Source organism: Neorhizobium sp. DAR64872/K0K18, assembly GCF_050500175.1.
Classification (GTDB): domain Bacteria; phylum Pseudomonadota; class Alphaproteobacteria; order Rhizobiales; family Rhizobiaceae; genus Neorhizobium; species Neorhizobium soli.
On sequence record NZ_CP191445.1, the window covers coordinates 123,440 to 147,550 of the forward strand.

Consider the following 24,111-nt stretch of genomic DNA (forward strand, 5'->3'; position numbering starts at 1 on the left):
TCAAATCCAGGTTTCGCGGTGCCCAGTAAAGAGCGGAGCTGCCGGCACACCCACTCTGCAAACCGCGTAAGTACCGAGTCGACGGTTCCTTTGGGTTTAAGGCGGTCGAGTTTTCAGATCGCTGCGCCATCAGGCCCCCGCAACCAAATCATCAAAAAGCACCCGTAGCTCTAAGCTGCGGGTGTTTTGCGTTGCGGCGGACCTCGCCCAGGATGGCTCCCGCCGCGCCGATCCCCGCCGTCAGTCCGCGGGTTTGTCCTCCGACCTGCTATGTCGAAGGGAGAGAAACTCGAAGAGACGCGCGACTGCCTCCGCGCCGGGGTCGATGTGACCTTCGAGCTGCCGGGCATTCAGGTAAGCCGCCCGGCCTGCGCGTGCGCTGAGATAGGTTGCGGTCAGGTTGGCGCCGGCGCGGGCTGCACTGGCCGCTGCTGCAAAACCCTTGTCATAGGCGTCCAGTGCAGGCGAGAGCGCATCGACCATGGTGCGGTCGCCGAGCTCTGCGCCGCCGATTTCCTGCATGCGGGCAAGGCCGGCTTTGAGCGCGTCGCGCATGCCAAGACCACTCGAGGCCCCATCGCCTGCCGCGGCAAAGAAGATGGCGAGCAAGACGCCGGAAGAGCCGCCCATGGTCTGGCTGAGTTCCTGGCCCATGGCGCGAAAGAGCTGGGTGTGATCTGCAAGCGGTAGCCTATCGAGGGCCTCGATCAGGGCACGCGCGGCGCTTGCAAGGGTCGAGCCGGTGTCACCGTCGCCGGATTTGGCATCGAGCGCGTTAAGGTCTTTTTCCGCCTCGATCAGGAGCTTGCAGCACTCTGTGAGGAATTGACGGGTGGGCAGATGCTGCGAGGCAAGCGGCGCGATCGGGGTCAGTCCATCGGGCAGGGCGATGACGTTGACGGGTCGCATCGCCGTCACGCCTGGCCATGCTGCAAGGCCGACCGGCTTGGCCAGCAAGTCGAGATCGGCCTTTTCCGCCGGCAATACGGAAATCGAAAAGCCCTGCATGTCGAGCGAGGTCATCATCGCAGCAGGCCCGACGATATGCGAGAGGCGCGCGCCGATCGCCGATTGAACCAGTTCGTTGACGACCACGGCCATTTCCAGCACGGAGGTGCCGCCGAGATTGTTGACAAGTACGACATGCGGCTTGTCCTCCATGCCCGCCGCAAGCCGGTCCACCATGGCGGCCACGGCGCCGCGCACGCCGTCATACTCGATCTGCTCCACACCCGCCTCACCGTGGATGCCAAGGCCGAGTTCGGCGTGACCTTCGGGAATGCGTTTTTCCTTCGGCGAGCCCGGCACGGTACAGGTGTCGAGTGCAATGCCGATCGAGCGGGTATTGGCGATCACCCGCCGCGCAGTGTCGATGACGTCATCAAGACTTGCGCCGTTTTCCGCCATCGCACCGGCGATCTTGTGGACGAAGAGCGTGCCCGCCACACCGCGGGACTGCGGCAGATCGGGGAGCGCGATGTCATCGTCCACGATCACCATGCCGACATTCAGCCCAAAGGCACGGGCGCGTTCGGCCGCAAGGCCGAAGTTCAGCCGGTCGCCTGTATAGTTCTTGACGATCAGCAGGCAACCGAGCGGGCCAGTCACCGCGAGGATTGCGGTCAGGATAGCGTCAACGCTCGGCGAAGCGAAGACATCACCACAGACGGCGGCTGTCAGCATGCCGCGTCCGACGAAACCGGCATGGGCCGGCTCATGGCCGGATCCGCCGCCCGAGACAATCGCGACCTTCGATTTGTCCCAGTCGGATCGCAACACGACGCGGATGTGCGGATAGCCGTCGAGGCGGCTCAGCGCTCCAGCCGAGGCCATGAGCATGCCATCGATCGCCTCGGTGACGGCATTTTCGCGGCTGTTGAGGAATTGAGACATGAGACCCTCCCTTAGACGAGACGCATTCCGGCCGCATCGAAATAGATCGGCTGGTGCGGCTGGATTTTGATGATGTCGCCGCCCTTGAGGGCGGTGTGGGCATCGGTGACGGTGATGATCGGATATTCCCCAAGTATGAGATGAAGACGCGTCTGATCGCCGAGATGCTCCACCCGGACCACCTTGGCTTCCTGCCCTTCTCCCTGGAGAATATGCTCGGGCCGAAGCCCAATCGTATGGGCCCCCGCCGATGCTCCGGGGAAGAGGTGTGCGGGGAGCACGTTGATGCGCGGCTGGCCTAGCCGGGTCGCGGCATAGATGCTGACCGGCGCCTCGTAGATCTCGCGCGGCGAACCGAACTGCATGAGGCGTCCTTCCTTGAGCACGCCGACATGGGTTGCCATGGTCATCGCCTCGATCTGGTCATGCGTCACGTAGAGGAAGGTGGCGCCGGACCGGGCCTGGATGTTCTTCAGTTCGACCCGAAGGTCGGCGCGGAGTTTCGCATCGAGCGAGCTCAGCGGCTCATCCATGAGATAGATCTGCGGATTGCGGACCAGCGCCCGGCCGATCGACACGCGCTGCATCTCGCCGCCCGAAAGGGCCGTTGCCCGGTTGTCCAGCTTGTGGGCGATCTGCAGGACCTCGGCGATTGCCTTCACCTTCTGGTCGATCACCGCCTGCGGCGTGCGCAACAGCGGCGATTTCAGCGGAAATTCGAGGTTCTGCCGCACGGTCATGTGCGGGTAGAGGGAATATTGCTGGAAGACCATGGCGACATTGCGCTGTGCGGGCGTCAGCCCCGCCATGGACTGTCCGCCAATCCTGATGTCGCCGCTGTCCTGCGTGTCGAGGCCCGATACCAAGCGCAGCAGCGTGGTTTTGCCGGCTCCGGTCGGACCGAGAAGCACCACGAATGCGCCGTCCGGTACGGTCATCGTCACGTCGTCGAGCGCGCGGGTGGCGCCAAACGACTTGCGGATGCTGGAGAGAACGACTTCAGCCACGGGCGAGGACTCCTTCATTGGCCTCGGACACCAGTGCCTTTCCGCTCTCTGGATCAAACAGGGTGAGTGAGCGGCGATCGAATTCAAGCCCGACGGGAACGTCCGTCCTGATGGCATCGCTCGACGCCGTCCGCGCCTTGATCTCGCCATGGGCCGTCTCGATCGTGACGATCTGTGTGGTGCCGAGATATTCGACGGCGGCCACCCGTCCGCGAAGACCGGCTGCGTCCGACAGGTGGACGTGTTCCGGCCTGACGCCGAGCGTGAGCGCACCCTTGCGGCCTTCGCGGGATTTGGGAACCTCGATGCGGGATCCACCGATCGTCACCGCGTTGCCCCCGTCGTCGATCGCACCTTCGAATTCCAGGAACGACATCGGCGGCGAGCCGATGAATTTCGCCACGAACTTGGTTGCCGGCCAGTCATAGATCTGCTGGGGCTTGCCGAATTGTTCGATCACGCCATGGTTCATGACGACAATCTTGTCGCCCATCTGCATGGCTTCCAGCTGGTCGTGGGTGACATAAACGGTGGTCGCCCCCATGCGGTCGTGCAGGGCGCGCAGCTCCTCTGCCATATGCTCGCGGAACTCCGCATCGAGCGCGCCGAGGGGCTCGTCCATGAAGAAGGCCTTCGGCTGGCGCACGATCGCGCGGCCGAGTGCGACGCGTTGGCGGTCGCCGCCCGAAAGCCCGCCGACCGGTTTGTCGAGGATGGATTCAATCTGCAGGATGCGGACGACTTCCGATACGCGGCGATCGACTTCGGAGCGCGATATCCCCTGGCTGACCAGGGGATAGGAGATGTTCTTGCGCACGTTCATGTGCGGATAAAGCGCAAACATCTGAAAGACGAAGGCGATGTCGCGCTCGCTCGCGCGCTTCATGCCGACCTCTTCGCCGCCGATATAGATCTCGCCACTGGTCGGCAGTTCCAGGCCGGCCATCATCCGCAGCGTCGTCGTCTTGCCGCAGCCGGACGGGCCGAGCAGCATGAAGAACTCTCCATCCTCGACGGTGAAGGAGGACGACTTCACCGCATTGAAGGCTCCGAAGTCCTTGCGCAGGTTTTCAACGCGAATCTGGGCCATGATCTACTCCGGAAAATGACTGACGACGATGAACATGACGGTTCCGATCAGCGTCACCGGAAAGGAGAAGGTAAAGAGTGTCAGAGAAAGCGGCTGCATGAGCATGACCACGCCGAGCGCGATCAGTGCCGAGGCGAACATCTCCCATTCGGATCGCCGGAACCGGCGCAGGCGGGCAAGGAAGTTGATCATTTGCGCACGGCTCCGAAGGTGATGCCGCGCAGCAGATGCTTGCGCAGCAGCACGGTGAAGATAATCACGGGCAGCAGGAACAGTGTCGCTGCAGCCGCAACGGCCGGCCAGTCGATACCGCCGCCAACCGACAGGATGGTCGGGATGAAGGGGGGCGCCGTCTGGGCATTGCCACTCGTCAGCAGGACTGCGAAAGCATATTCGTTCCAGGCGAAGATCAGGCAGAAGATCGCGGTCGAGGCGATGCCTGTTGCCGCCTGCGGCAGGACGACCTTGTAGAAGGCCTGGAAGCGGGTGTAGCCATCGATCAGTGCCGCTTCTTCGTATTCGCGCGGGATTTCGTCAATAAATCCCTTGAGCAGCCAGACCGACAACGAAAGGTTGACCGCCGTATAAAGCAGGATCATCCCGAGGTGCGTATCCGAAAGCCCCAGTTGACGGAACATCAGGTAAATCGGGATCGCGACGGCGATTGGAGGCATCATGCGGGTCGACAGGATGAAGAACAGGAGGTCATCCTTGAGAGGCACCTTGAAGCGGCTGAAGGCATAGGCGGCCAGCGTTCCGAGGAAGATCGACAGGAATGTCGAGCCAAAGCCGATGATGACCGAGTTCAGGAATCGTTGCCCGAAGCGCGACGGCCCCGAAATGATCATGCCCCTTTCCCGTGTGATCTTGTCATACCACGTGGTGGGTGCGGGCAGTTTGGCGAGGTCTTCCACCGAGGCGCGCGACTGTGTCGTGAAGAGGTTTACGTAGCCTTCCAGCGTCGGCTGGAAGACGACCTTCGGCGGATAGCTGATCGAATCCGGGCCGGACTTGAAGCTCGTCGAAATGATCCAGATGAGCGGGATCAGCGTGATCACCGCATAAAGTCCGACCAGGATGCCGGCAATCCACTTCGAGGCGGGCGACGGTTCGGTGACGGAATGGGCGCTCATCGTTCCTTAACCTTGTTCAGGGCCATCACGTAGATGGAGGCGAGGCCGAATACCGTGACGAACAGGACAATTGCATAGGCGCTGGAATAGCCGGTCCGCCATTTCTCGAAGGCCTCGCGCTTGAGGTCGATCGAGGCGAGCAGCGTCTCGTCCCCCGGCCCGCCGCCGGTAAGGAGGACCACGAGGTCGAACATCCGGAAGTTCTCGATGCCGCGGAACAGGACTGCAAGCATCAGGAATGGCAGTGCCATCGGCAGCGTGATCGTCCAGAACTGCCGCCACTTCGATGCGCGGTCGACTTCCGCTGCTTCATAGATGTAATCGGGGATGGAGCGCAGCCCGGCGAGGCAGATCAGCATGACGAAGGGCGTCCACATCCAGGTGTCGACAATCACGATCGCCCAGCGCGCCCAGCCGCCGGGGCCAAGCATCGAGAAGCTGTCGGCGGGAATGCCGGTCAGGAATTCGACGGCGTAGTTCACGAGGCCGATCTGCGGCTGGTAGAGGAAGGTCCAGAAGTTGCCGACCACGGCGGGCGAGAGCATCATCGGGATGACGATCAGCGTCGTCACCAGGTCGTTGCCCTTGAACTTGCGGTTGATCAGCCATGCCAGGGAGAAGCCGATCAGCACCTGGAAGGTGATCGTCCAGATGAGGAAATGGGCGGTCGTCTGCATGTTCGCCCAGGTGTCGGCGTCGGTGAGGATGCGCGTGTAGTTGCGCAATCCGACCCATTTCACCTCCGCGTTCGGCTTGTTCGCGGCAAAGTTCGTGAAGGACAGGCGGATCGTCCAGATCAGCGGAGATATGTTGACCGACAGAAGCAGGAAGATCGTGGGTGCTACGAAGATCCAGGCGATGGCCCTGTCGCTTAAGCCCCGGATGCGTCTGGCAACCGGTTGTGGCGTCGCACGGGCGAGGCGGTCTGCGGGTGTGTCGGTCATCGTCCGGATCCGTGTGGCGTTTCCAAAGGGCAACCGCATGCGGTGCCGTGGCCGGTGAGGCAACAAGGCAAAGCTCGGGTTGTGCCGGCAGGCTGGGTTTCTAAAGATGTGCAGGCGGCAACGCTTGGCTTTGGCTTTCCCCCGGCATTACCGGGGGAAAGATTAGAGACACTGCGCCAGGATCAGATCCAGGAGCCAAGATCTTCTTGTGTCAGAGCTTGCCTTCGTCCTCGAACGTTTCCGTCCAGTCGGCAATCAACCCGTCCAGAGCTTCCTTCGCGGTGCCATTGCCAGCGACGACATAGTCGTGGAACCGCTTCTGCGATGCCTGCAGCAGCGTCGCATAGGACGGCTCGGCCCAGAAGTCCTTCACGATCGCCATGCTGTCGAGGAAGGTCTGTGCATAGGGCTGGCTCTTGGTAAAGTTCGGGTCTTCGACAACGGCGCGAAGGCACGAGAAGCCGCCCATGGACCACCATTTGTCCTGTACATCCTTCTGGGCGAACCATTTGATGTAGCCCAGTGCGCCGTCCATGTTGTCTGTATTGGCGACGACCGAAATGCCCTGGCCGCCGAGCTGGGCGAACTTCTCGCCACCGGGCCCTGCGGGATTGACGAGATAACCAGTCTTTCCGCCCCCGACATTCGGATCAGCCTCGAACCCCGGCCAGGTAAAGGCGAAGTTCATCTGCATGGCGACCTGGCCCGATTTGTAGGCGTCGATGCCTTCGCCCATGTAGGTGTTGGATGTGCCCGGTGCGACGCAGCAATCATAGAGGGACTTGTAGAATTCGAGGCCCTTCACGGCGCCCTCGGAATCGACAAAGCCTTTCATATCATATGGTTTTTTCGGATTTTCGTACTTGAAGCCATAGCTGTAAAGCACGTCCATCACGCCCATCGTGATGCCTTCCGAGCCACGTTCGGTATAGATCGAGGCGCCGTAGACAGTCTTGCCGTCGATCTTGCGGCCCTGGAAGAATTCGGCGACCTGCTTCAGTTCGTCGAAGGTTGCGGGCGGCGTCAGGTCGCGACCGAACTTATCCTTGAAGGCTGTCTTAATTTCGGGCCGCTCGAACCAGTCCTTGCGGTAGGTCCAGCCGACCACGTCCCCGAAGGCTGGCAGCGACCAGTAGTTCGGGGTGTTCTTCGGCCATTCGGAATAACCCGTGACGGTTGCCGGAACGAAGGCATCCATCTTGATGCCTTCCTTGTCGAAGAACTCGTTGAGCTTCACATACCAACCGTTCTCGGCGGCGCCGCCGATCCACTGGCTGTCGCCGATCATCAGATCGCAGAGCTTTCCGCCCGAGTTGAGTTCGTTGAGCATGCGGTCGGCGAAGTTCGGCCACGGGACGAACTCGAATTTCATCTTGATGCCGGACGACGCCTCGAAGCCCTTGCTGAGTTCGACGAGTGCGTTTGCCGGGTCCCATGCTGCCCAGCAAAGCGTCAGTTCTTTTTCGTCGGCATGCGCCATCATAGTGCCGAAACCCATCGAACAGGCGACCGTTCCGGCAGTAAGCAGACCTTTCACGTAAAGCGATTTCATCATGTCATCCTCCCAGCGCCGTCCGGTCTCCTGCGGATGGCGAAACGCCCTTGCGGGCCAAATGCCGGCTCCGGACCCTAATCTCTGGCCGGCCTCCTCCAGCGGAACGGGGTGTAATGGATGCCTCTCCCGAACCCAGATGGAGGCTAATTGATGTGCGCACCTCAAAGCAAGTGATTTTTGAGGTGCGCACATCAATTCTTGCGTTTGCTGATGTTTTGAAGGAAAGCTCTGGAAGGCGGAAATCATGGGAAGTCGTCATGCGTCCAACAGCGAAGGATCTGGCCGAGGCTGCAGGCGTCAGCCTTGCAACGGTCGATCGTGTCTTGAACGAACGACCGAATGTGAGCCTGAAGGCCGCCCGGCTGGTCAATGACGCAATCGAGCGGATCGGCTTCGTTCGAAATCCGGCGGCTGTCAGCCTTGCCCGCAACAAGGTGTACCGTTTTCTCTTCCTGCTTCCGGCAAGCGGCGATCTATACCTCAAGGAGCTCCTGCGGCACGTTGAAGAGCTGACTGATGCGCTCAAGGGCGACCTCACCGAGATTGCGTATCGCCAGATCGGGATCGACGATGCGCACGGTGTGGCAAAGCTGCTCTCCAGCCTCGACAAGGAGGAGGTCGATGGCGTGGCTGTCATGGCGCCTGAATCGCCTCAGGTGCGTGACGCCATGGCGCGGCTTCTCCAGCGCAACATCAAGGTGGTGCAATTCCTGTCCGGTCAGGAAAAGCTGCCAGAGGCTGATTTCGTCGGCATCGACAACTTTGCGGCGGGTGCGACTGCGGGCAAGCTGATGGGCATGCTGGCAGGTCCCCAACCGGGAAAGGTCATGGTGATCGCGGAAACCATGCAGTCGCTCGACAGCATCCAGCGCCGCCTTGGCTTCGACCACGTGATCAACAGCGCCTTTCCGCATCTGACCTGTCTGCCTTCCATTGAAACCCACGCCGACGAGGCACGCAGCCGGCAGGTAATGGCCCGCGTGTTGGCCGGCAATCGCGATGTCTCTGGAATCTATGTGCTGAGCGCAGAGGCTCGCGTGCCGATCCTGGCTGCTGCCGGAAACGTCGATCTCGGCACCATTGCCGTGGTTGTCCACGAGCGAACTCCCTTCACCGAACAGGCGCTCCGGGACGACCGTATCGATGCCGTGATCGCACAGGATCCGGGCCATGCGGTGCGCAGTGCAATTCGCATCATGCGCGCCCGCTCGGATGCCCGCGAGCCGCTCGCCGCACAGGAAAAGATCCGCATCGAAATTCTACTCAAGGAAAACCTTTGAGCCGTACGAAGGGCCGGCGAATCCGCGGGCAATTTTTCAGACTCTTTTGGGTCAGCCGGATGCGCAGCAAATAAAGGAGTGCTTGCAACAGTTTACTGGATTTGATCCATTGTTTGATTGAGGGATCTGATTGTGTTCAGGGGGCAAATTATGAGCCTCTGTGCGCTCGGCACCCGGAATCACTGAACCTTGCGAATTTCCGGTAAACTTCTCTTTTCGAGTTTGTGTTTTATGTCGATTTTGCTGGCAGCGATCATGGCGACGAATTGTTCTGCGCAACTGCGGCCAACTGCTGCTCCATCACATCGAGAACCTCCATCTGTGCGGAGGCGATCAGTCCGGCGCACGATCTGATTTTGGCTCGACCTAGCTCCAGTCGAGAGTGTGTCTGAGTGAACCTTGATGAGCCGTCCGTCCGGCTGACTCCAGCCTTCTTGCCGACAGGTCTCCCATCCAAGTTGTCTATTTATCCGGAAGAGCACTCCACGAGTTTCTTAGGCATGACGTCGCGATGGCCTTATCCAGCGCGCCATGACGACGGTGGGCCGCACGCTCTGTTGCGATTTCGACGAAGACTCACGTTCGGCACGGATCTCTCTTGAATAATGCGTCGATCTGAGGTGCGTTTTGAGAAAACAATTGCCAGAGGAGCACGGCCAGAACGAACATCACATTCCAGGCAATCACCACGTCCGAGAGGAAGTGGCCTCCGAACATCACTCGGTTGAATGAGAAGGCTGCCGCGACAATGCCGACCGCTGCGAGATAAGTTGTCCGGTGTCTGGGGGTGACGAACACGACAAGTGTGAGCAGCGCAAAGGCGCTTGCGGCCTCTCCCGAGATGAAGGAACAATTCCTGACGCATTGGTCGGTGAGCTGCCACGGAGGGGTAAAGATCGCACTGCCGCCGAATTCGTCGAGTGCTCTTGGACGCGCTCTCCCGACCAGCATCTTGATGACTTGAACGCCCAGCCCCGGACCTGCTGCAAAGAACGTCAGCACGAATAACAACTTATGCGGTGCGGCTGAGTATTTCGGGTTCCTGAGGAAAGGACTTGCAAGCAAAAGCACGATTGCAAACCCGATCACGACCCAAGGCAGAAGCCTGTTGAGGTCACGAAACGCAATGAGGAAACTGTTTTCCTCGAAAGCGAAGCCCGCGATGGGATCCCAGAAATAACGACTGACGATCAGGTCGATTTCCGGCACAGTTGCAAAGATCAGCGATACAAAACCCAGAAGCATAAGCGCCTCTGGAAGCAAACGGTGTGCTTCGTCTTCAACGGTCTTCGGATTTGCTTTTTGAACGTGGTTGAGATCAGTTGCGTCCATGGGTGGTTCCTCTGTGAGGACCACGTTCTCTCGCCGGATTATCAAGATTTGACCGAGAACCGGAGAAGAGCATGTCAAAGTCAGAGAGTTTGACGATGATCTCATCGCTCGTGCTGGTCGTCGAGGACGACCAAGAGATTGCTTCCCTTATTGAAAAATATCTCGCAAGAGCCGGCTACAGGACGGTAATGGCTTCGACAGGGCTTACGGCTCTCACCCATGTCCAGAGATTACAGCCCGACCTGATCCTGCTCGATATCGGCCTGCCTGACATCGATGGCTTCGATCTTCTGGCGAGGGTCCGGGCAAATTCCAGCGTGCCGGTCATCTTCCTGTCGGCGATGGATGACAGTACCGACAAGTTGCTCGACCTGAAGCTCGGCGCCGATGACTATGTCACCAAACCGTTCAACCCGCAGGAAGTCGTGGCGCGGGTGGGCGCTGTCCTCAAGCGCACCAGAGGCGTTGGCGCTCATGAGGTTGTCCGGCACGACGGGGTCGAGGTTCAGCTGGAGGCCCACATCGCGATTGCCTCGACGGACAAAGGCCGGGTCGAACTGCCGCTGACCGCAACGGAGTTTCGCCTTCTCGTTTGTTTCGTCCGGTCGCCGTTTAAGACCTTCGAAAGAGCATCCTTGCTGGACGCGTGCATGCCCGAAAGCGATGCGCTCGATCGAACCGTCGATACGCATATCGCCAACCTCAGGCGAAAGCTGGCGAGTTGCGGCCTGGACGGCTTTATCGTTGCCGTGCGCGGGATAGGCTATCGTTTCGCGAGGTCGACAGGTGTCTAGACCGGCTCTATCAACACTGACGGCGGCTCTGGTTTCCGTCATTCAACTGATGACCATCGCGCTCCTCTATATCCTGACCGACTGGTATATCGATCATGCCGAATTATCGGCACTGGACGCGCTGCCCCCCGATGCGAAACGTGCCTGGGTCAGCATCAACAATGGCGAGATCCCCGCACCGAGCGATCTCGCGGCACTCGCGCCGCTCTATCCGACACTGGAAGAGGCGACCGAGGCGTCCCCTGTCGAGGGTGTTTTAGGTTTCGGATTTCTGCTGATCGTGTTTAGCAGCGGCATTGGCGTCGTCCTGGCCTACAGGCTCGTCGCGCCGCTCACCCGCCTGACGGCCGCAGCCGAAAAGATCCGGCAGGGCGATTTTCAGGTCACGGTCGAACCGGGCGCAACCAAGGAAGTCGAAACGCTTGCGATCACCATCAATCGCATGGCGAGCGAGTTGCTTGCATTGGAGACCCGCCTGAAATTCAACACGCGCGCGGTGGCCCACGAACTGCGCACACCACTGACGGTGCTGCAGGGCAATCTGCAAGGCATGACTGACGGCGTCATTCCCGCCAGCGAAGACCAGTTGCGTGCGCTCTTGGCGCAGACACGGGGCATGTCGCGGCTGGTGGACCAGCTGAACACGCTCTCACTGGCGGGCACGATCGACTTTGTGACCGCGACCACGGCGACCGACCTGGCCTTGCATGCTTCGGAGACGGTGACCCTGTTCCAGATCTCCGCAGGCGGTGATGTCAATTTCCGAACCTACCTTGCGCCCGCACCGGCAATGATCGATCCGGACCGTTTCCGCCAGGCTATCCTCGCTCTTCTGGAAAACGCACGGCGATACGCGGGCAATTTCGGGCCGATCGATGTTCATACCGGGGTGGATGACACGGGGCGGTCGTTCATTTCTGTCCAGGACAAGGGTCCAGGACTACCAGACTATGCGCAGCACTCCTCTTTCGACATGTTCTGGAGAAGCGAGAGGCTCAGCGGTCGTGGCACAAGCGGTTCAGGGCTTGGTCTGACGATCGTCAAAGCGATTGCGGAAGGCCACAATGCCCGCTTGGAGGTCGGAAACAATCCTGACGGTGGCGCATACGCCAAGGTTACATTTGAGGTCGCGTAGACCTAAGCGATCCCGAGGACGCTCCAACTGAAATGGAGGCGAACAGCGCCTGCCTGTCGCACCGGGTAAGAATCTACCGCTTCTGACCGGCAGCGGAAATGCCTCCGCCTTGCGCGTCAAATTCGGTCGTCAAGCACTGCATCGCTCAGTTTAGACAGTTGGCCTAGCTTCGTGGCGTCGTCACGTCGTCGGTGTGCATCGTCCATCCTGTTGAACGTAGCTTCCGGGATGGGCCCGCTGTTCGCACAATCCCGTATTCGCTACTTCCCTGACACAGAGGTGAAGCCTTGCCTGCAGCGCTCATAGCGCTCCATCAGGGACAATTTCACGCAAGTGGCGATGACGAGGAGACGTTTCATGGCTGGAAGCGGCAAAGCAACGGGCGCTGTCCTGATCGGCCTGGCGCACGCCCATGCCGAAGCGCCACCGGTCGACGTGATCATCGTGGGAGGCGGGTCCGCCGGAGCGGTGCTTGCGACGCGCCTCAGCGCCGATCCTCATCGCACCGTACTGTTAATGGAAGCGGGGCCTAATTTTGAGCCGAGCGCCTATCCGCAGAGCCTGACCGATGCCGGCACTGTGGGGACTCCGGATTTCGATTGGCACTATCACAGCGACGACACGACAAAGCTCGGCCATGACATTCCATTGCCGCGGGGCAGGGTCGTCGGTGGCAGTTCCGCCGTCAATGGTACGGTCGCCATGCGGGCACGGCCGTCCGACTTCGCACGCTGGGCGGCGCGCGGGATCGAAGGTTGGTCCTGGAACGATGTGTCGGCCGCTTACAAGGCTTTGGAAAACACCCCGACCGGCGACGATACCCTGCATGGTCGATCCGGCCCCTTTCCGGTCCGGCAGCGAACCCTCGAGGAACTGACCGCGTCCTCTCGCGGCTTCGTTCACGCCGCGTGGGCCTTGGGTCTGGCTGACGTTTCGGATTTTAACAGCGCGGCTGCGGACGGGGCAGGGGCCTATCCGCTCAACGTCGTCGACGAGAGGAGGATGAATACCGGCATCGTCTATCTCACCGAGGAGGTTCGCGCCCGCCCGAACCTCACCATCCGCGGCGAGACAGAAGTGGATCACGTTGTCTTCAGCGGCAATCGGGCCTCGGGCGTCCGGCTGGTGACGGGAGAGGTTTTGACCGGCGGCGAGATCATCCTGTCGGGCGGGGCGTTCGGAAGCCCGGCCATGCTGCTGCGCTCCGGCATCGGGCCTGCCGGCGATCTCCGCGCGCTGGAGATCCCTGTTCTGGCGGATCTGCCGGTCGGATCCCGTCTCCAGGACCACCCGTTCTTCTACAACGTCTACGCCCTGAAGGCCGCCAACAGGGCCATGAGCCCCGCAGCCGGTGCGCTTGTCTGGACGGGCTCATCGTCCGCAACCGGCGGCGATCTCGACCTTCAGGTATCCGCGACCCACTTCATCGACCCGAAGGCGAGCCCGACGGGCGGCGCGATCATTCTCGCGGCTGCGGTGACGCTGCCAAAGTCGGTCGGCAGCTTCCGCCTGGCCTCGCGCGATCCGCGCGTTGCGCCGCGCATCCACTACAATTTCTTCGACGACCCGAGCGATCTCGACAGGATGGTGGAGGCGGTCAAGCTGTCCCGCGAAATCGGCAGAACCGCTCCTTTCGCGGGCATGGTCGATCACGAGATGGCGCCCGGCGATGCCGTGCAAAGCGACGCGGACCTGCGCGCCAATATCATCGCCAACATCGCGGCTTACCAGCATCCGACCTCGACGGTTCCGATGGGGACAGACACCGACGAGACCGCCGTCGTCGATGCCTTCGGGCACGTGCGTGGCATCGAGAACCTCCGCGTCGTCGACGCCTCCATCCTGCCAGACATCCCATCGGTTCCGACCAACGTCACCACCATCATGGTCGCCGAGCGGATCGCCGCGCGCATCCTCGCCTGATCGATCGGACCGAACGGTCAAGCCGACGGTCTCGCCCATCATCGCCCACATACGAAGGAGCATTCTCATGACATCTCTTAAAGGCAAGGTGGCGCTGATCACCGGAGCATCGCGCGGCATCGGCCGGGCGATCGGCGAACGGCTCGGCCGCGAGGGCGCAACGGTCGCGATCAATTATCGCAGCCGTCCGGAGGAAGCGGCGGAAGCGGTGCGGGCCGTCGAGGAGGCCGGCGGCGTGGCGCGTCCCTTCCAGGCCGATGTGGCCGATATGGCGGATATCCGGCGGCTGTTTGACGAGGTCGATACGGCCTTCGGCGGCCTCGACATCGTGGTCGCCAATGCCGGGCTGCCGTTCATCGGCGTGCCGGTCGTCGACGTGAAGGAAGAGGATTTTGACCGAATTTTTGGTCTCAATGCCAAGGGCTCGTTCTTCGTGCTCCAGAAAGCGGCCAAGCGGGTGCGGGACGGCGGAAGGATTATCGACATCTCGACCTCGACCACCGCGTTCACGGCACAGGGCATGGGCCTGCACGCGGCCTCGAAGGCCGGATCGAAGCTGATCGTCGAGGTTCTGGCGATAGAGCTGGGTCACCGCGGGATTACCGTCAACTCGGTCATGCCCGGCGCAACCAACACCGAGTTCATCAAGGATGCGCCGCAGGAAGAGCGTGACCGGATTGCGGCCGGGTCGCCACTCGGACGCCTTGGCGAACCCGACGAGATCGCCGATGTCGTCGCCTTCCTAGCTTCCGACCAGGCACGCTGGCTGACGGGGCAGCATGTTCTGGCCAACGGTGGAGCACGGGTATGAGCAAGAGCTATGTCGCTGCCTATACCGCGACCCTTGCCGCAAGCCCGGAACGGATCTGGTCCGTCGTTCGCGATTTCGCAGCGGTCGCCTCGTGGAACCCGATTGCGCGTGAAAGCCGTCTGCTCGCCGACGGAGAACGGGAGCTGGTCACGACCGACGGGACGACTGTCCGCGAGCTGCTGATATCCAGTGATGACGGGGCGCGTCATCTCACCTACCAGATGGTGACGTTTCCCATCCCGGTCAGCGCCCAGACGAACCAGATCCTGGTTCGTCCCGGCGAGAGCGCCGATGAAGCCAGCATCCGCTTCGAGGCGTCGTTCGTCCCGGTGGATGGGATCGATTCGGAGGTGGTGATGGGGATCAACCTCTCGGCGTTTGCGGCGGCATCTAGAGGGCTGGCCGATCATCTCGGGGTTGCGCTTGTCAGGGCGTCTCTCTAATGCTTGTCGTGGTCTCCTTGGAATTGGCCCATCAACAAACGGCCTTTGGCGGTCTTTGCGCCGATCTCGTAAAGGGACTGAACCCGTGCTCGACCTCAATGATTTCCGTACCTTCGTCCAGGTCGTCGACAGCGGCGGCCTGACAGCTGCAAGCCGCAGCACGGGCGTTGCGAAGTCGACACTCAGCCATCGGTTGCAGCAGCTTGAAGCCGCCCTCGGCGTCCGGCTGATCAATCGAACGTCACGGGTGCAGACGCTGACCGAAGCGGGCACTCTCTTCTATCGCCACGCGCTTGTCATGCTTCAAAACGCCGACATCGCCGAGAACGCGGTGCGCCAGAGGCTGGAGGAGCCGACGGGGGTTATCAAGTTCACGACGGCAATCGCGACCTCGGTCTATGTCCTGCGGCAGATCATACCGCAGTTCGCGATCGACCACCCGAAAATCCAGCTAGTCCAGCACACGGGCGACGAGCAGACGGACATCATCGGCGGCGCCTTCGATCTCGCGATCCGGGCTCACGAGGGGCAGATGACCGATTCGGCCCTGGTGCAGCGGACGCTCTCTCCGGCGCCCTGGTTCATTTTCGCAGCGCCGAGCTATATCGAGCGTCGCGGCGAACCGAAGACACCGGACGACCTATCGGAGCATGACCTTCTGGCGATGCACCGTCCCGGGCAGGCAACGGTGTGGAAGCTCAGCCATCCCGTGATCGGCGACCGGGTGCTTCCCGTCCAGCCACGAATGGCGGGCAACGACCTGATCATGCTGAAACAGGCTGCGGCAGACGGCATCGGGATCGCGGCGCTTCCCGGTTACATCTGCCGGGAAGACGTGCTTGAGGGCAGATTGCAAAGGGTCATGCCGGAATGGCTGGCCGGCAAGGCGGAGATCACCGCCGTCCTGCCGTTCCGGGATTACGTGCTGCCATCGGTGCGTGCGTTTCTCGACTATCTCATCATCGAGCTGCCGAAAGTGGTCAATTTGGATTCTGATCCCGTTTGATCCGCCTTTTCGTCAGCATTCTCATTTGGAGCCTTCATGTTTGAACCTAAGCCGCTGCACTTCGTGACCCTTCTCGGAAGCCTGCGTCATAAATCCTACAATGCTGCAATCGCTCGCGCCCTGCCGTCTCTCGCCCCCGAGGGCGTGACCATCACGGCACTCGGCTCGGTCGGCACGTTCCCGCTCTACGACGAGGATGTGCAGGCGGCAGGGTTCCCCGCGGAGGTGACGGCGATGGGTGAGGCGATCCGTCTCGCCGACGGCGTAATCATCGTCACGCCCGAGTACAACTACTCGGTCCCGGGTGGCATCAAGAACGCGCTGGACTGGCTTTCACGGCTGCCGAACCAGCCGTTTTCCGGCAAGCCGGTGGCCATCCAGACGGCGTCAGCCGGCATGCTCGGCGGCGCCCGGGCTCAGTACCATCTCCGACAGATCCTCGTTTATCTGGATGCCGCCGTTCTCAACAAGCCGGAGGTCATGATCGGGCATGTCGCAGCCAAGGTGCACAGCGAAACGCTGGAACTGACCGACGCCGACACGCGTCACTTCCTGGAAAAACAGGTTTCGGCCTTCGCGCACTTTGCGCAAAGGTACCGAGTTTCAGGCTGAACGCCGCCTGCAAAGCGTGCGGATAACCGACGGACCAGGCGCCTTTTGGCTCAGTAGGTCGGAACCCGCGTTTTCATCGCCTTGTCCTCCGGCGCATACGGAAAGGCCGCCTCGGCAACAGTCGCTTTGAGAAACGACCTTTAGCTCAGGCCGAGAGGCGTGGCTTCACCTCGCGGCCGAGCATTTCGATCGACCGCAGCATCGCCGGCTGGTCGCTTGCCGCGGAGCTCATCTGGAACGTCAGCCGGTCGATGCCGCCGAGGTCTTCGGACGTCTGCCGGATCTTTGCCGCCACCGTATCGGGATCACCGACGAGGAACGCGCCGCCGGGCCGAACCAGGTTGTCGAACTGCGCGCGCGTCGACGGTGCCCAGCCACGCTCGAGGCCGATCTTGGTGAACATCGCCTGCCAGCCGGGGAAGAAGCGATCCTCCGCCTCGCGGTCCGTCTCGGCCACGAAGCCGAGCGCATGAATGCCGACGCGCAGTGCTTCGGGCGCGTGCCCGGCGCGTGCTCCGGCCTCCCGGTAGAGATTGACCAGCGATCGAAACCGCCGGAATTCCCCGCCGATAATCGCCACCATCAGCGGAAGACCAAGGATACCGGCACGCGCGAAGGATTGCGGCGTGCCGCCAACCCCGAGCCATATGGGCATCTTTGGCTGGGCAGGACGAGGGTAGACACCCTGGCCGTCGAGTGGCGCCCGAAACCGGCCGGACCATGTCACATTGGTCTCGTCGCGCAGGGCGAGCAGCAGTTCCAGCTTTTCCTCCGACAGGGCATCGTAGTCGTTGAGGTCGAGACCGAACAGCGGATAGGCCTCGATCGAGGATCCCCGACCGACGACGATTTCAGCCCGTCCCCGCGAGATGAGGTCCAGCGTCGCGAACTCCTGGAAGACGCGGACGGGATCTGCGGCGCCAAGCACCGTTACCGCGCTGGTCAGCCGGATCGACTTCGTCCGCGCGGCGGCGGCGGCAAGGATGACGGCCGGTGCGCTGTCGAGATAGTCGCTGCGGTGGTGCTCACCAATGCCGAACACGTCGAGGCCGGACGTATCGGCCATCTCGATCTCGTCGAGCAGGAAACCCATGCGATCCATGTCGCTGACACCCTTGACGGTTGCCGCAAAACTGTCAATTCCGATTTCCAAAACCATAGTTCCTTCATTTGCAGTCGATCGCCGGTGATGCGATCGTTTTGAGTCATGGGCTCCGGCATCAGAAGGGACACGAGCAGGACGCTAAGTCCAGCACGTTGGACAGAGGTAAACGCCGCAAGCGTCATGTCAGAGGGATTTCGCGGCTGTCGCCGATAGCTCTTCCAGATCGAGGTCCCGCTCCAGGTCATGCAGCGTTTCGTCACTGATCTGGTGGGCGCGATGAAGGCGCACGAGTTCGGCCCGGCCGGCCCTTACCGCCTCGAGGACGAGGTCGTAGTGGGCCGTGATCTCGTCTACGAAAGTGTCTTCGTCGTCCGCGTTCTGGAATGCCTGGTCGGCGCGCCGCTGGAAGCCCTCGAGCAATCGCGGGTGGGCAAGCGTTCCGTCGTCGGTATAGGCCTGCGACCGGACGGCGACGAGCTGGGCTGCTGCGACCGCCGCTTCCGCCTGTGCACGGCTCAATGCCGGGCGCACGCCCCGATCAGACAGGTTCGCCGCGCGGATAACCAGCCCAAGCGTCGTCCCCTGGAGAAGAACAGTGACGAGAATGGCGGCGAAAGCTGCGACCAGCATGAGGTCGCGACCTGGCATGGTTTCGGGGACGGTCAGGGCAACAGCGAGGGTGACCACGCCACGCATGCCCGCCCAACTCATCACCGTCGCGGCCCTCGGGCCGAGCGGGTCGTCGATGGGAAATCCGAGCCGGTTGAGCAGCGCCAGAACGGCGTCGCAGCCGAAGATCCAGACGAAGCGCGCCAGCGTCATCGCGACGATCACGCCCACGACCGGAACCGCCATGGTGGCAAGGACAGTCTCGAATCCCCCGACGCGCTCCAGCACGCCGCGCAGCGAAAGACCGATGAGGATGAAGATCATGGCCTCCATCAGGAACACCATGACGTGCCAGAAGGCGCCGGCGCGGATGCGAACGCTCGCGGTAAAGACGACGTGCTGGTACCAGCCGAAAACCAGGCCCGCAGTGACTGTGGAGATGACGCCCGAGACGTGGATCGCTTCGCCAGCCAGATAGGCGGCCCAGCCGAGGATCAGGGAGGCAAGGATCATCAGGGTCTCGTCGCCCAGCCGTCGGAGGAGGAAGGTCCAGGCCCCACCCACGACGGCGCCGACCATGACGCCGCCAATCGCCAGGAAGCCGAACTCGAGGCTCGCATCCACGGCATCAAAACTTCCCGTCAGGGCTGCCGCGACAGCGAAGCGGAAAAGCACCAAGCCGCTGGCGTCGTTCAGGAGGCTTTCACCCTCGAGAAGCGTTGTCAGCCTGCGGGGAAGCTTCACGCGCTGCAGAACCGCCCGTGCCGAGACGGCATCCGGTGGCGAAACAATGGCGCCAAGGGCGAAACAGGCGGCCCAGGGCAGCGCCGGGACCAGCCAGTGAACAACAAGTCCCACCACCAGGGTGGTGAAGACGACCGCGCCGATGGCCAGCGACAGAATGCCGGCGCTGTGGCGGCGGAAGGCGGCAAGCGCGGTATAATAGGCCCCGTCCATCAGGAGCGGCGGCAGGAAAAGCACGAGAACCAGCTCGGGATCCAGCTCGATCACCGGCAGTCCGGGAAGGAAGGCCAGGGCCCCGCCGCCGACGAGAAGGGCGACAGACGGCGGAAGCTTGGCGCGTTCGGCAAACCAGTGCAGGGCGAGGATCGCGAGAAGCAGGGTGAAAACCAGTTCGAACGTTTCGGCCGGATGCATCTCTCTCTCCCCAAGGTGCCAATCTCTCTGATGGCGGCATACCTCCAGAGTATAGGGCCAGTCGCCCAAAATTTACGGTATGTAACAGATCAATGGATGTGCATTGCTGCTCCTGCACCCGTAGGTATTCGAACAGCTGCTTAAGGCAGTTACTCTGAGCATTTGCGACATAGCAAGAACGGCCGCCTGATCCCAACGCTGCTGATGAACCGACCATGTGGTTCGTCGCGGGCATGCAGACCAAAAGATAGGATGGGTCGCGCTAGCGGGCCACACCTGATCGAGTTCGCGGTGCCTCAGGCGGGTTGGATGCCGGCTGACGTCCTGATCGATGGGCCGTCAGCCTTGTTGTGTGCAGTCGAGGGATCAGCGGGCGATGAAGCCGCCGTTGATGAAGAGGGTCTGCGCGGTGACCCAACTGCCGCCTGGGCTGACCAGGAACTCGATCAGCGGCGTGATCTCGTCGATTTCGCCCAGCCGGTTCTGCGGGCTCATGCCGGAGAGGAAGGCCTTCGATTCCGCGCTTTCCACCGGGTAGAAGAAGGAGGTGTTGAGCGGGCCGGGTGCTACGGTGTTGACGGTGATGCCCCGGTGGCCGATCTCTTTGGCAAGCGCGCGCGTGAAGTGTTCGAGCGGCGCCTTGGAGCCCGCATAGATCGCGTATAGCCCGGTCGTTGCCGCCTGCAGCGTCGTGCCGATGTTGATGATACGGCCGTTGTCGGCGATCCTTTTTGCGGCTTCCTGCATGCAGAAGAACGCCGCCTTGCTGTTGATTGCGAAGCTCTGGTCGAAGTCGGCCTCGGTGATCTCGACAAATGGCTTCTTGACCACCTTGCCGACCGTGTTCACCACGATGTCGAGCTGGCCGAACGTCTTGTCGACCGCGTCGAACAATCTTGCGACATCGGCGACCTGGGTCAGGTCGGCGCTGAACAGAAGGGGCTCGGCACCGTGATGCTTGATCTCGGCGGCAGTTTCTTCCGCTTCGCCGCGGGAGGCCTCGCCGTGATAGTGGACGGCCACGCCGCGGCAGCCGTTGCGCGCCAGCATGACGGCATAGGCCCGACCCTGGTTGCGCGTTGCACCCATCACCACTGCAACCTGGCCGTCGTTGTTTTTGATCATGTCGCTGGTCGTCATTGTCTTTCTCCTTGTTGATGACCAAGGAATAGGCGACATGGAGGGGGTGCGGCTTTCAGGATACGCGCATCGTTGTTAGTAAATCCGCACGCTGGACGGGAGACAGCCATGTCAGATGCCATTCCGCCCGAAGTACCGCATGTCGCCACTGCCGACACGCCGGTGCCGAACTGGGGTCGGCTCGTCCGGTCCGATTTCGGGACGGCGGCGTGGAACCGGCGGAACGCAGGCGAGATCAGCCAGTCGATCCCCCATCATCTCGTGCTCTTGTCGTTCAAGCCCTTCAGCAACCGCGAGTCACGCCTTGGCGGGACGCGGATCCGCACCGCCTCGGCTGCGAGCGGATGCTGTGAAATCGTTCCGGCAGGCGCAGACTACTGGGCGCGCTGGCATGAGCCCAAGGAAGTGGCGGCATTCTCGCTGTCGCAGCCATGGCTCGACGGTCTCGCCCAGTCCGACCTCGATCTGCCGGCCGCAACCGTCGTCGCAGATGCCTTGCCGGTCGTCGACCGGCGTGTCGGGTTGATCGGTGGCATGCTGCGCGACGAACTGCGTTCAGGCACGCATGGCACGATGGCCGGCCTCGAGCTCGAACTCGCTTCTCAACCTGCTTGGCATCCACCTCATCCGGCAATACGGCGTAGCCCGGCCCCAGAAGGATCTGGGTGGGCTGTCTGATCGGCAGTTCCGACAGGTGCGCGATCACATGCAGGCGCATCTCACACTGGGTGTCAGGCTCGAGGACCTGGCCTCGCTGGTCGGGCTTTCGTCGAGCCAGCTGCTTCGCTCGTTCAGGCGTCGAACGGGAACGAGCCCGCACCAGTACTTCACCCGACTTCGCCTCGACGAGGCCCGTGCACTGATCGTCAACGGGCCGCTGCCCCTGGCAGAGATCGCACTTACCTGCGGCTTCTCCAGCCAAAGCCACCTGACGGCCATCATGCGCCGGGAAGACGGCCTCACCCCCGGCGCGCTGCGGGTGTGATGAGGTCCGGATCATTGAGGTTTCCGACGGTCTCATGCTTTTCAATTCAGCCGGTGAACGGCCGAAGTTCGCGGCGCAGGTTCTAACGATCTCGGGCAAGCCAGCGGGACGATCGTGTTGGCGTGGGTGCCGGACGCGTACATGGCGCCAGTTCCTACCGGCGTTCGATCATCCAACGCAAAGAAGCACGACCAACCATCCTTACCGACAATGGCGGACCAGAGTTCTGCCAAGGTTGGCGGGAAACCGAAACCTTCGCACATTATCGATCCGAACAGCGGGGCCTGTTCGAACTGTACCATTCGCGTCTGGACCCGGCTGGCCCCCGGGATGGTGCCTGCGTTCGCGCTGCGTGTAAGCTTCGTCCAGCCGAGCCCATCTTCGAGAAGATGTTTCGATCGGACCCGGTCTCTTACCTCGTCAGACGCTGTGTCCAAATTCAGCTGCAGGTAGCGGTTCCTGACTTTCGGCGCAGCCAATCATACCCCGTTTCCAGATCCTCGACCAAGCTATCCCCAGAACACGATTAAGGCCGATCACAGGTGCATCCGGGAGCGAGATCGCACAGCCTCCGTTGATGGAAATGCAGTCGAAATGCTCCTCTTTGCGAAGGCGACTTGGTGCCACCCTATGCAGATCGAGGAACGCCATGGCTTCTATGGCGTCTTCCTGCGCTGGGAGCGAGGGATTTGGTGATGGACATTCCACGGCAGCTCCTTGCGGCCCGTTCAAGACCAAAGAGCAGGTGTGGCCTAAAATAAAGCCCGAGTTCGGTACCGGGATGAGCGTCTGGCCGACGACCAAGCAGCCGTTGGAAGAGGAGGTCGTCGGCGCTTCAGCGCGACCCTCGCGGGGTCGCGGCGGCTGCATCTGTCTGCGTCACTTGACCTTCTCGACGGCTCTTCGGCGTGAAAGTCGGAAGGGATAGTCATTCAGATTGGGGCATCTCACAGCTCCTCCAACCGGAATGCATGATCGTCGGTGCCGGTCTTTCCGAGTGAGTGATCTAATCCTGGAACGCCCAGTCTGCCACCTGCCAACGCAACGCCCCGTTATCGGCGACGATACGGCCGAGTCCAGGGAAAGGCATGTGCGTCGCCGCAATCAGCGCGCCCTCAGACGCGGCACGCGGAAAGAAGCGATCACGCATTGCTTTGGCTGCGGCCTGATCCTGTTCGAACAGGAAGAAGACGTCAGTTGCGACCGGGTGCACGACCGGGAAAACCATGTCCGAAACCATGATCAGGCTTTCACCGCCGTCTTCGACCCGCACGCCTACGTGGCCGGGGGTATGACCCGTCAGATCGACAATCGTAATTCCCGGCATGATCTCCCGCTCCCCGTCAATTGCCTGGAGCCTCGGATAAAGCCGTACGACCTCTTCTGCCATCTTGAAGCTGGTCTGAAGGTAGTCGGGCGCTCCCGCACGCTTGGCAGGGTTGGTCCAGTGCGAGACGTCGCGACGGTCGATGTAGACCTCTGCCTCAGGGTAGTTGTTCTTGCCTCCTAAAACCAAGCCGCCCATGTGATCCTGATGCATATGCGTCACAATCACGGCGTCGATCTGGCTGGGTTGCAGGCCGAGCGTGACAAGGGCCTGTGGCAAACGACCGGTCTGCCCGATCGAACCTGCCGCACCGGCGTCTATCAGAATGCGGCGTTCGCCATCCTCCACGAGATACTGGTTAAAGAGGAAGCGGACCCCGCTCGGTCGCGCAGTGGATTGTGCGCTGGCCATCTTCTGCACCTCGGGCGCCGCGCGTCCTGGGAAGTAATCATACGGCATATCTGCATACCCGTCTGTCAGGGCAGTCACGGTAAACCGCCCTATGCGGATCTGAGCGGACGGGGTGACGGATAGAGGCGTCCTGCCAGCCGTTTGTGTTGCCGCGCTGGCGGGGGAGTTTGGCAGCAGGGTCCCACCCAGCAGGCTTCCCCCGATGAGGCCGATAGGCAGGGCGCTGGCAAAGGCACGACGCGAAAGTTGAGGCATGACATTCCTCCAGATTGGCCAAAGACGTTCGCAGCCTTCGGCTACGTCCGGCAGGGTGAATTTCTTCGCATGCAGTTCCCGAGGCCTTCGATGATGGTGCGCATCATCTGGCTGTCCGAGCTTAGGCTTCGTTGTCCCCGGTTAACGCTATGAGTAGGTTAGA

The 24,111-nt window shown here is 61.6% G+C and carries 22 protein-coding genes; 10 read left to right on the forward strand and 12 right to left on the reverse strand.

Annotation, left to right across the window (positions count from 1 at the left end; genetic code table 11):
• Positions 1–240: 240 nt before the first annotated feature.
• From ACQY1P_RS00590 to ACQY1P_RS00620, 7 genes are all read right to left on the reverse strand, one after another.
• Entirely contained in the window at positions 241–1,893 is a 1,653-nt protein-coding gene (locus tag ACQY1P_RS00590; protein WP_430253413.1) for a dihydroxyacetone kinase subunit DhaK, read from the reverse strand.
• 11 nt (positions 1,894–1,904) lie between these two features.
• Entirely contained in the window at positions 1,905–2,900 is a 996-nt protein-coding gene (locus tag ACQY1P_RS00595; protein WP_430253415.1) for an ABC transporter ATP-binding protein, read from the reverse strand.
• The gene (locus ACQY1P_RS00600; protein WP_113111336.1) at positions 2,893–3,990 is read right to left on the reverse strand and encodes an ABC transporter ATP-binding protein; all 1,098 of its coding nucleotides are present in this window, start codon (positions 3,988–3,990) and stop codon (positions 2,893–2,895) included. Before ACQY1P_RS00600 ends, ACQY1P_RS00595 begins: the two co-directional genes overlap by 8 nt.
• A gap of 3 nt (positions 3,991–3,993) precedes the next feature.
• The gene (locus ACQY1P_RS00605; protein ID WP_113111337.1) at positions 3,994–4,182 is read right to left on the reverse strand and encodes a hypothetical protein; all 189 of its coding nucleotides are present in this window, start codon (positions 4,180–4,182) and stop codon (positions 3,994–3,996) included.
• Entirely contained in the window at positions 4,179–5,123 is a 945-nt protein-coding gene (locus tag ACQY1P_RS00610) for a carbohydrate ABC transporter permease (protein WP_113111338.1), read from the reverse strand. The genes ACQY1P_RS00605 and ACQY1P_RS00610 overlap by 4 nt, the downstream gene beginning before the upstream one ends.
• Positions 5,120–6,067 (reverse strand): carbohydrate ABC transporter permease, encoded by a 948-nt coding sequence (locus tag ACQY1P_RS00615; RefSeq protein ID WP_430253418.1) that lies wholly within the window; start codon positions 6,065–6,067, stop codon positions 5,120–5,122. The genes ACQY1P_RS00610 and ACQY1P_RS00615 overlap by 4 nt, the downstream gene beginning before the upstream one ends.
• A 211-nt stretch (positions 6,068–6,278) precedes the next feature.
• Positions 6,279–7,565: an ABC transporter substrate-binding protein gene (locus tag ACQY1P_RS00620; RefSeq protein ID WP_430253871.1), complete on the reverse strand. Its 1,287-nt coding sequence runs from the start codon at positions 7,563–7,565 to the stop codon at positions 6,279–6,281.
• Positions 7,566–7,879: 314 nt separating this feature from the next.
• Between ACQY1P_RS00620 and ACQY1P_RS00625 the strand changes: the two genes are divergently transcribed.
• Positions 7,880–8,902 (forward strand): LacI family DNA-binding transcriptional regulator, encoded by a 1,023-nt coding sequence (locus tag ACQY1P_RS00625; RefSeq protein ID WP_430253420.1) that lies wholly within the window; start codon positions 7,880–7,882, stop codon positions 8,900–8,902.
• A gap of 576 nt (positions 8,903–9,478) precedes the next feature.
• Here ACQY1P_RS00625 and ACQY1P_RS00630 read toward each other — a convergent pair.
• Positions 9,479–10,234 carry a phosphatase PAP2 family protein gene (locus ACQY1P_RS00630; RefSeq protein ID WP_430253422.1) on the reverse strand — a complete coding sequence of 252 codons (756 nt, stop codon included), beginning with the start codon at positions 10,232–10,234 and terminating at the stop codon, positions 9,479–9,481.
• Positions 10,235–10,329: 95 nt separating this feature from the next.
• Between ACQY1P_RS00630 and ACQY1P_RS00635 the strand changes: the two genes are divergently transcribed.
• The 7 genes from ACQY1P_RS00635 to ACQY1P_RS00665 all read left to right on the forward strand — a co-directional run bounded on the left by ACQY1P_RS00635 (position 10,330) and on the right by ACQY1P_RS00665 (position 16,958).
• A complete protein-coding gene (locus ACQY1P_RS00635) occupies positions 10,330–11,028 on the forward strand; it encodes a response regulator transcription factor (protein ID WP_430253873.1) in 699 nt (232 codons plus the stop codon).
• On the forward strand, positions 11,021–12,163 hold the full coding sequence (locus tag ACQY1P_RS00640; RefSeq protein ID WP_430253424.1) for a sensor histidine kinase: 1,143 nt from the start codon (positions 11,021–11,023) through the stop codon (positions 12,161–12,163). Before ACQY1P_RS00635 ends, ACQY1P_RS00640 begins: the two co-directional genes overlap by 8 nt.
• A 357-nt stretch (positions 12,164–12,520) precedes the next feature.
• On the forward strand, positions 12,521–14,086 hold the full coding sequence (locus tag ACQY1P_RS00645; protein WP_430253426.1) for a GMC family oxidoreductase: 1,566 nt from the start codon (positions 12,521–12,523) through the stop codon (positions 14,084–14,086).
• 67 nt (positions 14,087–14,153) lie between these two features.
• Positions 14,154–14,897 (forward strand): SDR family oxidoreductase, encoded by a 744-nt coding sequence (locus tag ACQY1P_RS00650; protein ID WP_430253428.1) that lies wholly within the window; start codon positions 14,154–14,156, stop codon positions 14,895–14,897.
• Positions 14,894–15,340: an SRPBCC family protein gene (locus ACQY1P_RS00655; protein WP_430253430.1), complete on the forward strand. Its 447-nt coding sequence runs from the start codon at positions 14,894–14,896 to the stop codon at positions 15,338–15,340. The genes ACQY1P_RS00650 and ACQY1P_RS00655 overlap by 4 nt, the downstream gene beginning before the upstream one ends.
• Before the next feature lie 85 nt (positions 15,341–15,425).
• Positions 15,426–16,346, forward strand: coding sequence for a LysR substrate-binding domain-containing protein (locus tag ACQY1P_RS00660; protein ID WP_192087242.1), 921 nt, complete (start codon positions 15,426–15,428; stop codon positions 16,344–16,346).
• Positions 16,347–16,382: 36 nt separating this feature from the next.
• Positions 16,383–16,958, forward strand: coding sequence for an NADPH-dependent FMN reductase (locus ACQY1P_RS00665; RefSeq protein WP_430253432.1), 576 nt, complete (start codon positions 16,383–16,385; stop codon positions 16,956–16,958).
• Between the two features lie 145 nt (positions 16,959–17,103).
• Here ACQY1P_RS00665 and ACQY1P_RS00670 read toward each other — a convergent pair whose 3' ends face one another.
• The 3 genes from ACQY1P_RS00670 to ACQY1P_RS00680 all read right to left on the reverse strand — a co-directional run bounded on the left by ACQY1P_RS00670 (position 17,104) and on the right by ACQY1P_RS00680 (position 20,970).
• Positions 17,104–18,111, reverse strand: coding sequence for an Atu2307/SP_0267 family LLM class monooxygenase (locus ACQY1P_RS00670; RefSeq protein ID WP_430249672.1), 1,008 nt, complete (start codon positions 18,109–18,111; stop codon positions 17,104–17,106).
• Between the two features lie 135 nt (positions 18,112–18,246).
• A complete protein-coding gene (locus ACQY1P_RS00675; protein WP_430253434.1) occupies positions 18,247–19,830 on the reverse strand; it encodes a Na+/H+ antiporter in 1,584 nt (527 codons plus the stop codon).
• Positions 19,831–20,196: 366 nt separating this feature from the next.
• Positions 20,197–20,970 (reverse strand): SDR family oxidoreductase, encoded by a 774-nt coding sequence (locus tag ACQY1P_RS00680; protein ID WP_200943518.1) that lies wholly within the window; start codon positions 20,968–20,970, stop codon positions 20,197–20,199.
• Between the two features lie 108 nt (positions 20,971–21,078).
• Here ACQY1P_RS00680 and ACQY1P_RS00685 point away from each other — a divergent pair, with 108 nt between their 5' ends.
• Positions 21,079–21,648 carry a hypothetical protein gene (locus tag ACQY1P_RS00685; protein ID WP_430253435.1) on the forward strand — a complete coding sequence of 190 codons (570 nt, stop codon included), beginning with the start codon at positions 21,079–21,081 and terminating at the stop codon, positions 21,646–21,648.
• A gap of 28 nt (positions 21,649–21,676) precedes the next feature.
• A complete protein-coding gene (locus ACQY1P_RS00690; RefSeq protein ID WP_246454116.1) occupies positions 21,677–21,955 on the forward strand; it encodes a helix-turn-helix transcriptional regulator in 279 nt (92 codons plus the stop codon).
• Positions 21,956–22,961: 1,006 nt separating this feature from the next.
• On the opposite strand, the gene ACQY1P_RS00695 is transcribed toward ACQY1P_RS00690, so the two are convergent.
• Positions 22,962–23,948 carry an MBL fold metallo-hydrolase gene (locus tag ACQY1P_RS00695; RefSeq protein WP_430253437.1) on the reverse strand — a complete coding sequence of 329 codons (987 nt, stop codon included), beginning with the start codon at positions 23,946–23,948 and terminating at the stop codon, positions 22,962–22,964.
• Positions 23,949–24,111 lie beyond the last annotated feature (163 nt).

Coding starts and splice junctions, on each gene's coding strand:
- ACQY1P_RS00590 (WP_430253413.1), bottom strand. CDS start 1,893: ATGTCTCAATTCCTCAACAGCCGCGAAAATGCCGTCACCGAGGCGATC.
- ACQY1P_RS00600 (WP_113111336.1), bottom strand. CDS start 3,990: ATGGCCCAGATTCGCGTTGAAAACCTGCGCAAGGACTTCGGAGCCTTC.
- ACQY1P_RS00605 (WP_113111337.1), bottom strand. CDS start 4,182: ATGATCAACTTCCTTGCCCGCCTGCGCCGGTTCCGGCGATCCGAATGG.
- ACQY1P_RS00610 (WP_113111338.1), bottom strand. CDS start 5,123: ATGAGCGCCCATTCCGTCACCGAACCGTCGCCCGCCTCGAAGTGGATT.
- ACQY1P_RS00615 (WP_430253418.1), bottom strand. CDS start 6,067: ATGACCGACACACCCGCAGACCGCCTCGCCCGTGCGACGCCACAACCG.
- ACQY1P_RS00620 (WP_430253871.1), bottom strand. CDS start 7,565: ATGGGTTTCGGCACTATGATGGCGCATGCCGACGAAAAAGAACTGACG.
- ACQY1P_RS00625 (WP_430253420.1), top strand. CDS start 7,880: ATGCGTCCAACAGCGAAGGATCTGGCCGAGGCTGCAGGCGTCAGCCTT.
- ACQY1P_RS00630 (WP_430253422.1), bottom strand. CDS start 10,234: ATGGACGCAACTGATCTCAACCACGTTCAAAAAGCAAATCCGAAGACC.
- ACQY1P_RS00635 (WP_430253873.1), top strand. CDS start 10,330: ATGATCTCATCGCTCGTGCTGGTCGTCGAGGACGACCAAGAGATTGCT.
- ACQY1P_RS00645 (WP_430253426.1), top strand. CDS start 12,521: ATGGCTGGAAGCGGCAAAGCAACGGGCGCTGTCCTGATCGGCCTGGCG.
- ACQY1P_RS00650 (WP_430253428.1), top strand. CDS start 14,154: ATGACATCTCTTAAAGGCAAGGTGGCGCTGATCACCGGAGCATCGCGC.
- ACQY1P_RS00655 (WP_430253430.1), top strand. CDS start 14,894: ATGAGCAAGAGCTATGTCGCTGCCTATACCGCGACCCTTGCCGCAAGC.
- ACQY1P_RS00665 (WP_430253432.1), top strand. CDS start 16,383: ATGTTTGAACCTAAGCCGCTGCACTTCGTGACCCTTCTCGGAAGCCTG.
- ACQY1P_RS00675 (WP_430253434.1), bottom strand. CDS start 19,830: ATGCATCCGGCCGAAACGTTCGAACTGGTTTTCACCCTGCTTCTCGCG.
- ACQY1P_RS00680 (WP_200943518.1), bottom strand. CDS start 20,970: ATGACGACCAGCGACATGATCAAAAACAACGACGGCCAGGTTGCAGTG.
- ACQY1P_RS00685 (WP_430253435.1), top strand. CDS start 21,079: ATGTCAGATGCCATTCCGCCCGAAGTACCGCATGTCGCCACTGCCGAC.
- ACQY1P_RS00690 (WP_246454116.1), top strand. CDS start 21,677: ATGCAGGCGCATCTCACACTGGGTGTCAGGCTCGAGGACCTGGCCTCG.
- ACQY1P_RS00695 (WP_430253437.1), bottom strand. CDS start 23,948: ATGCCTCAACTTTCGCGTCGTGCCTTTGCCAGCGCCCTGCCTATCGGC.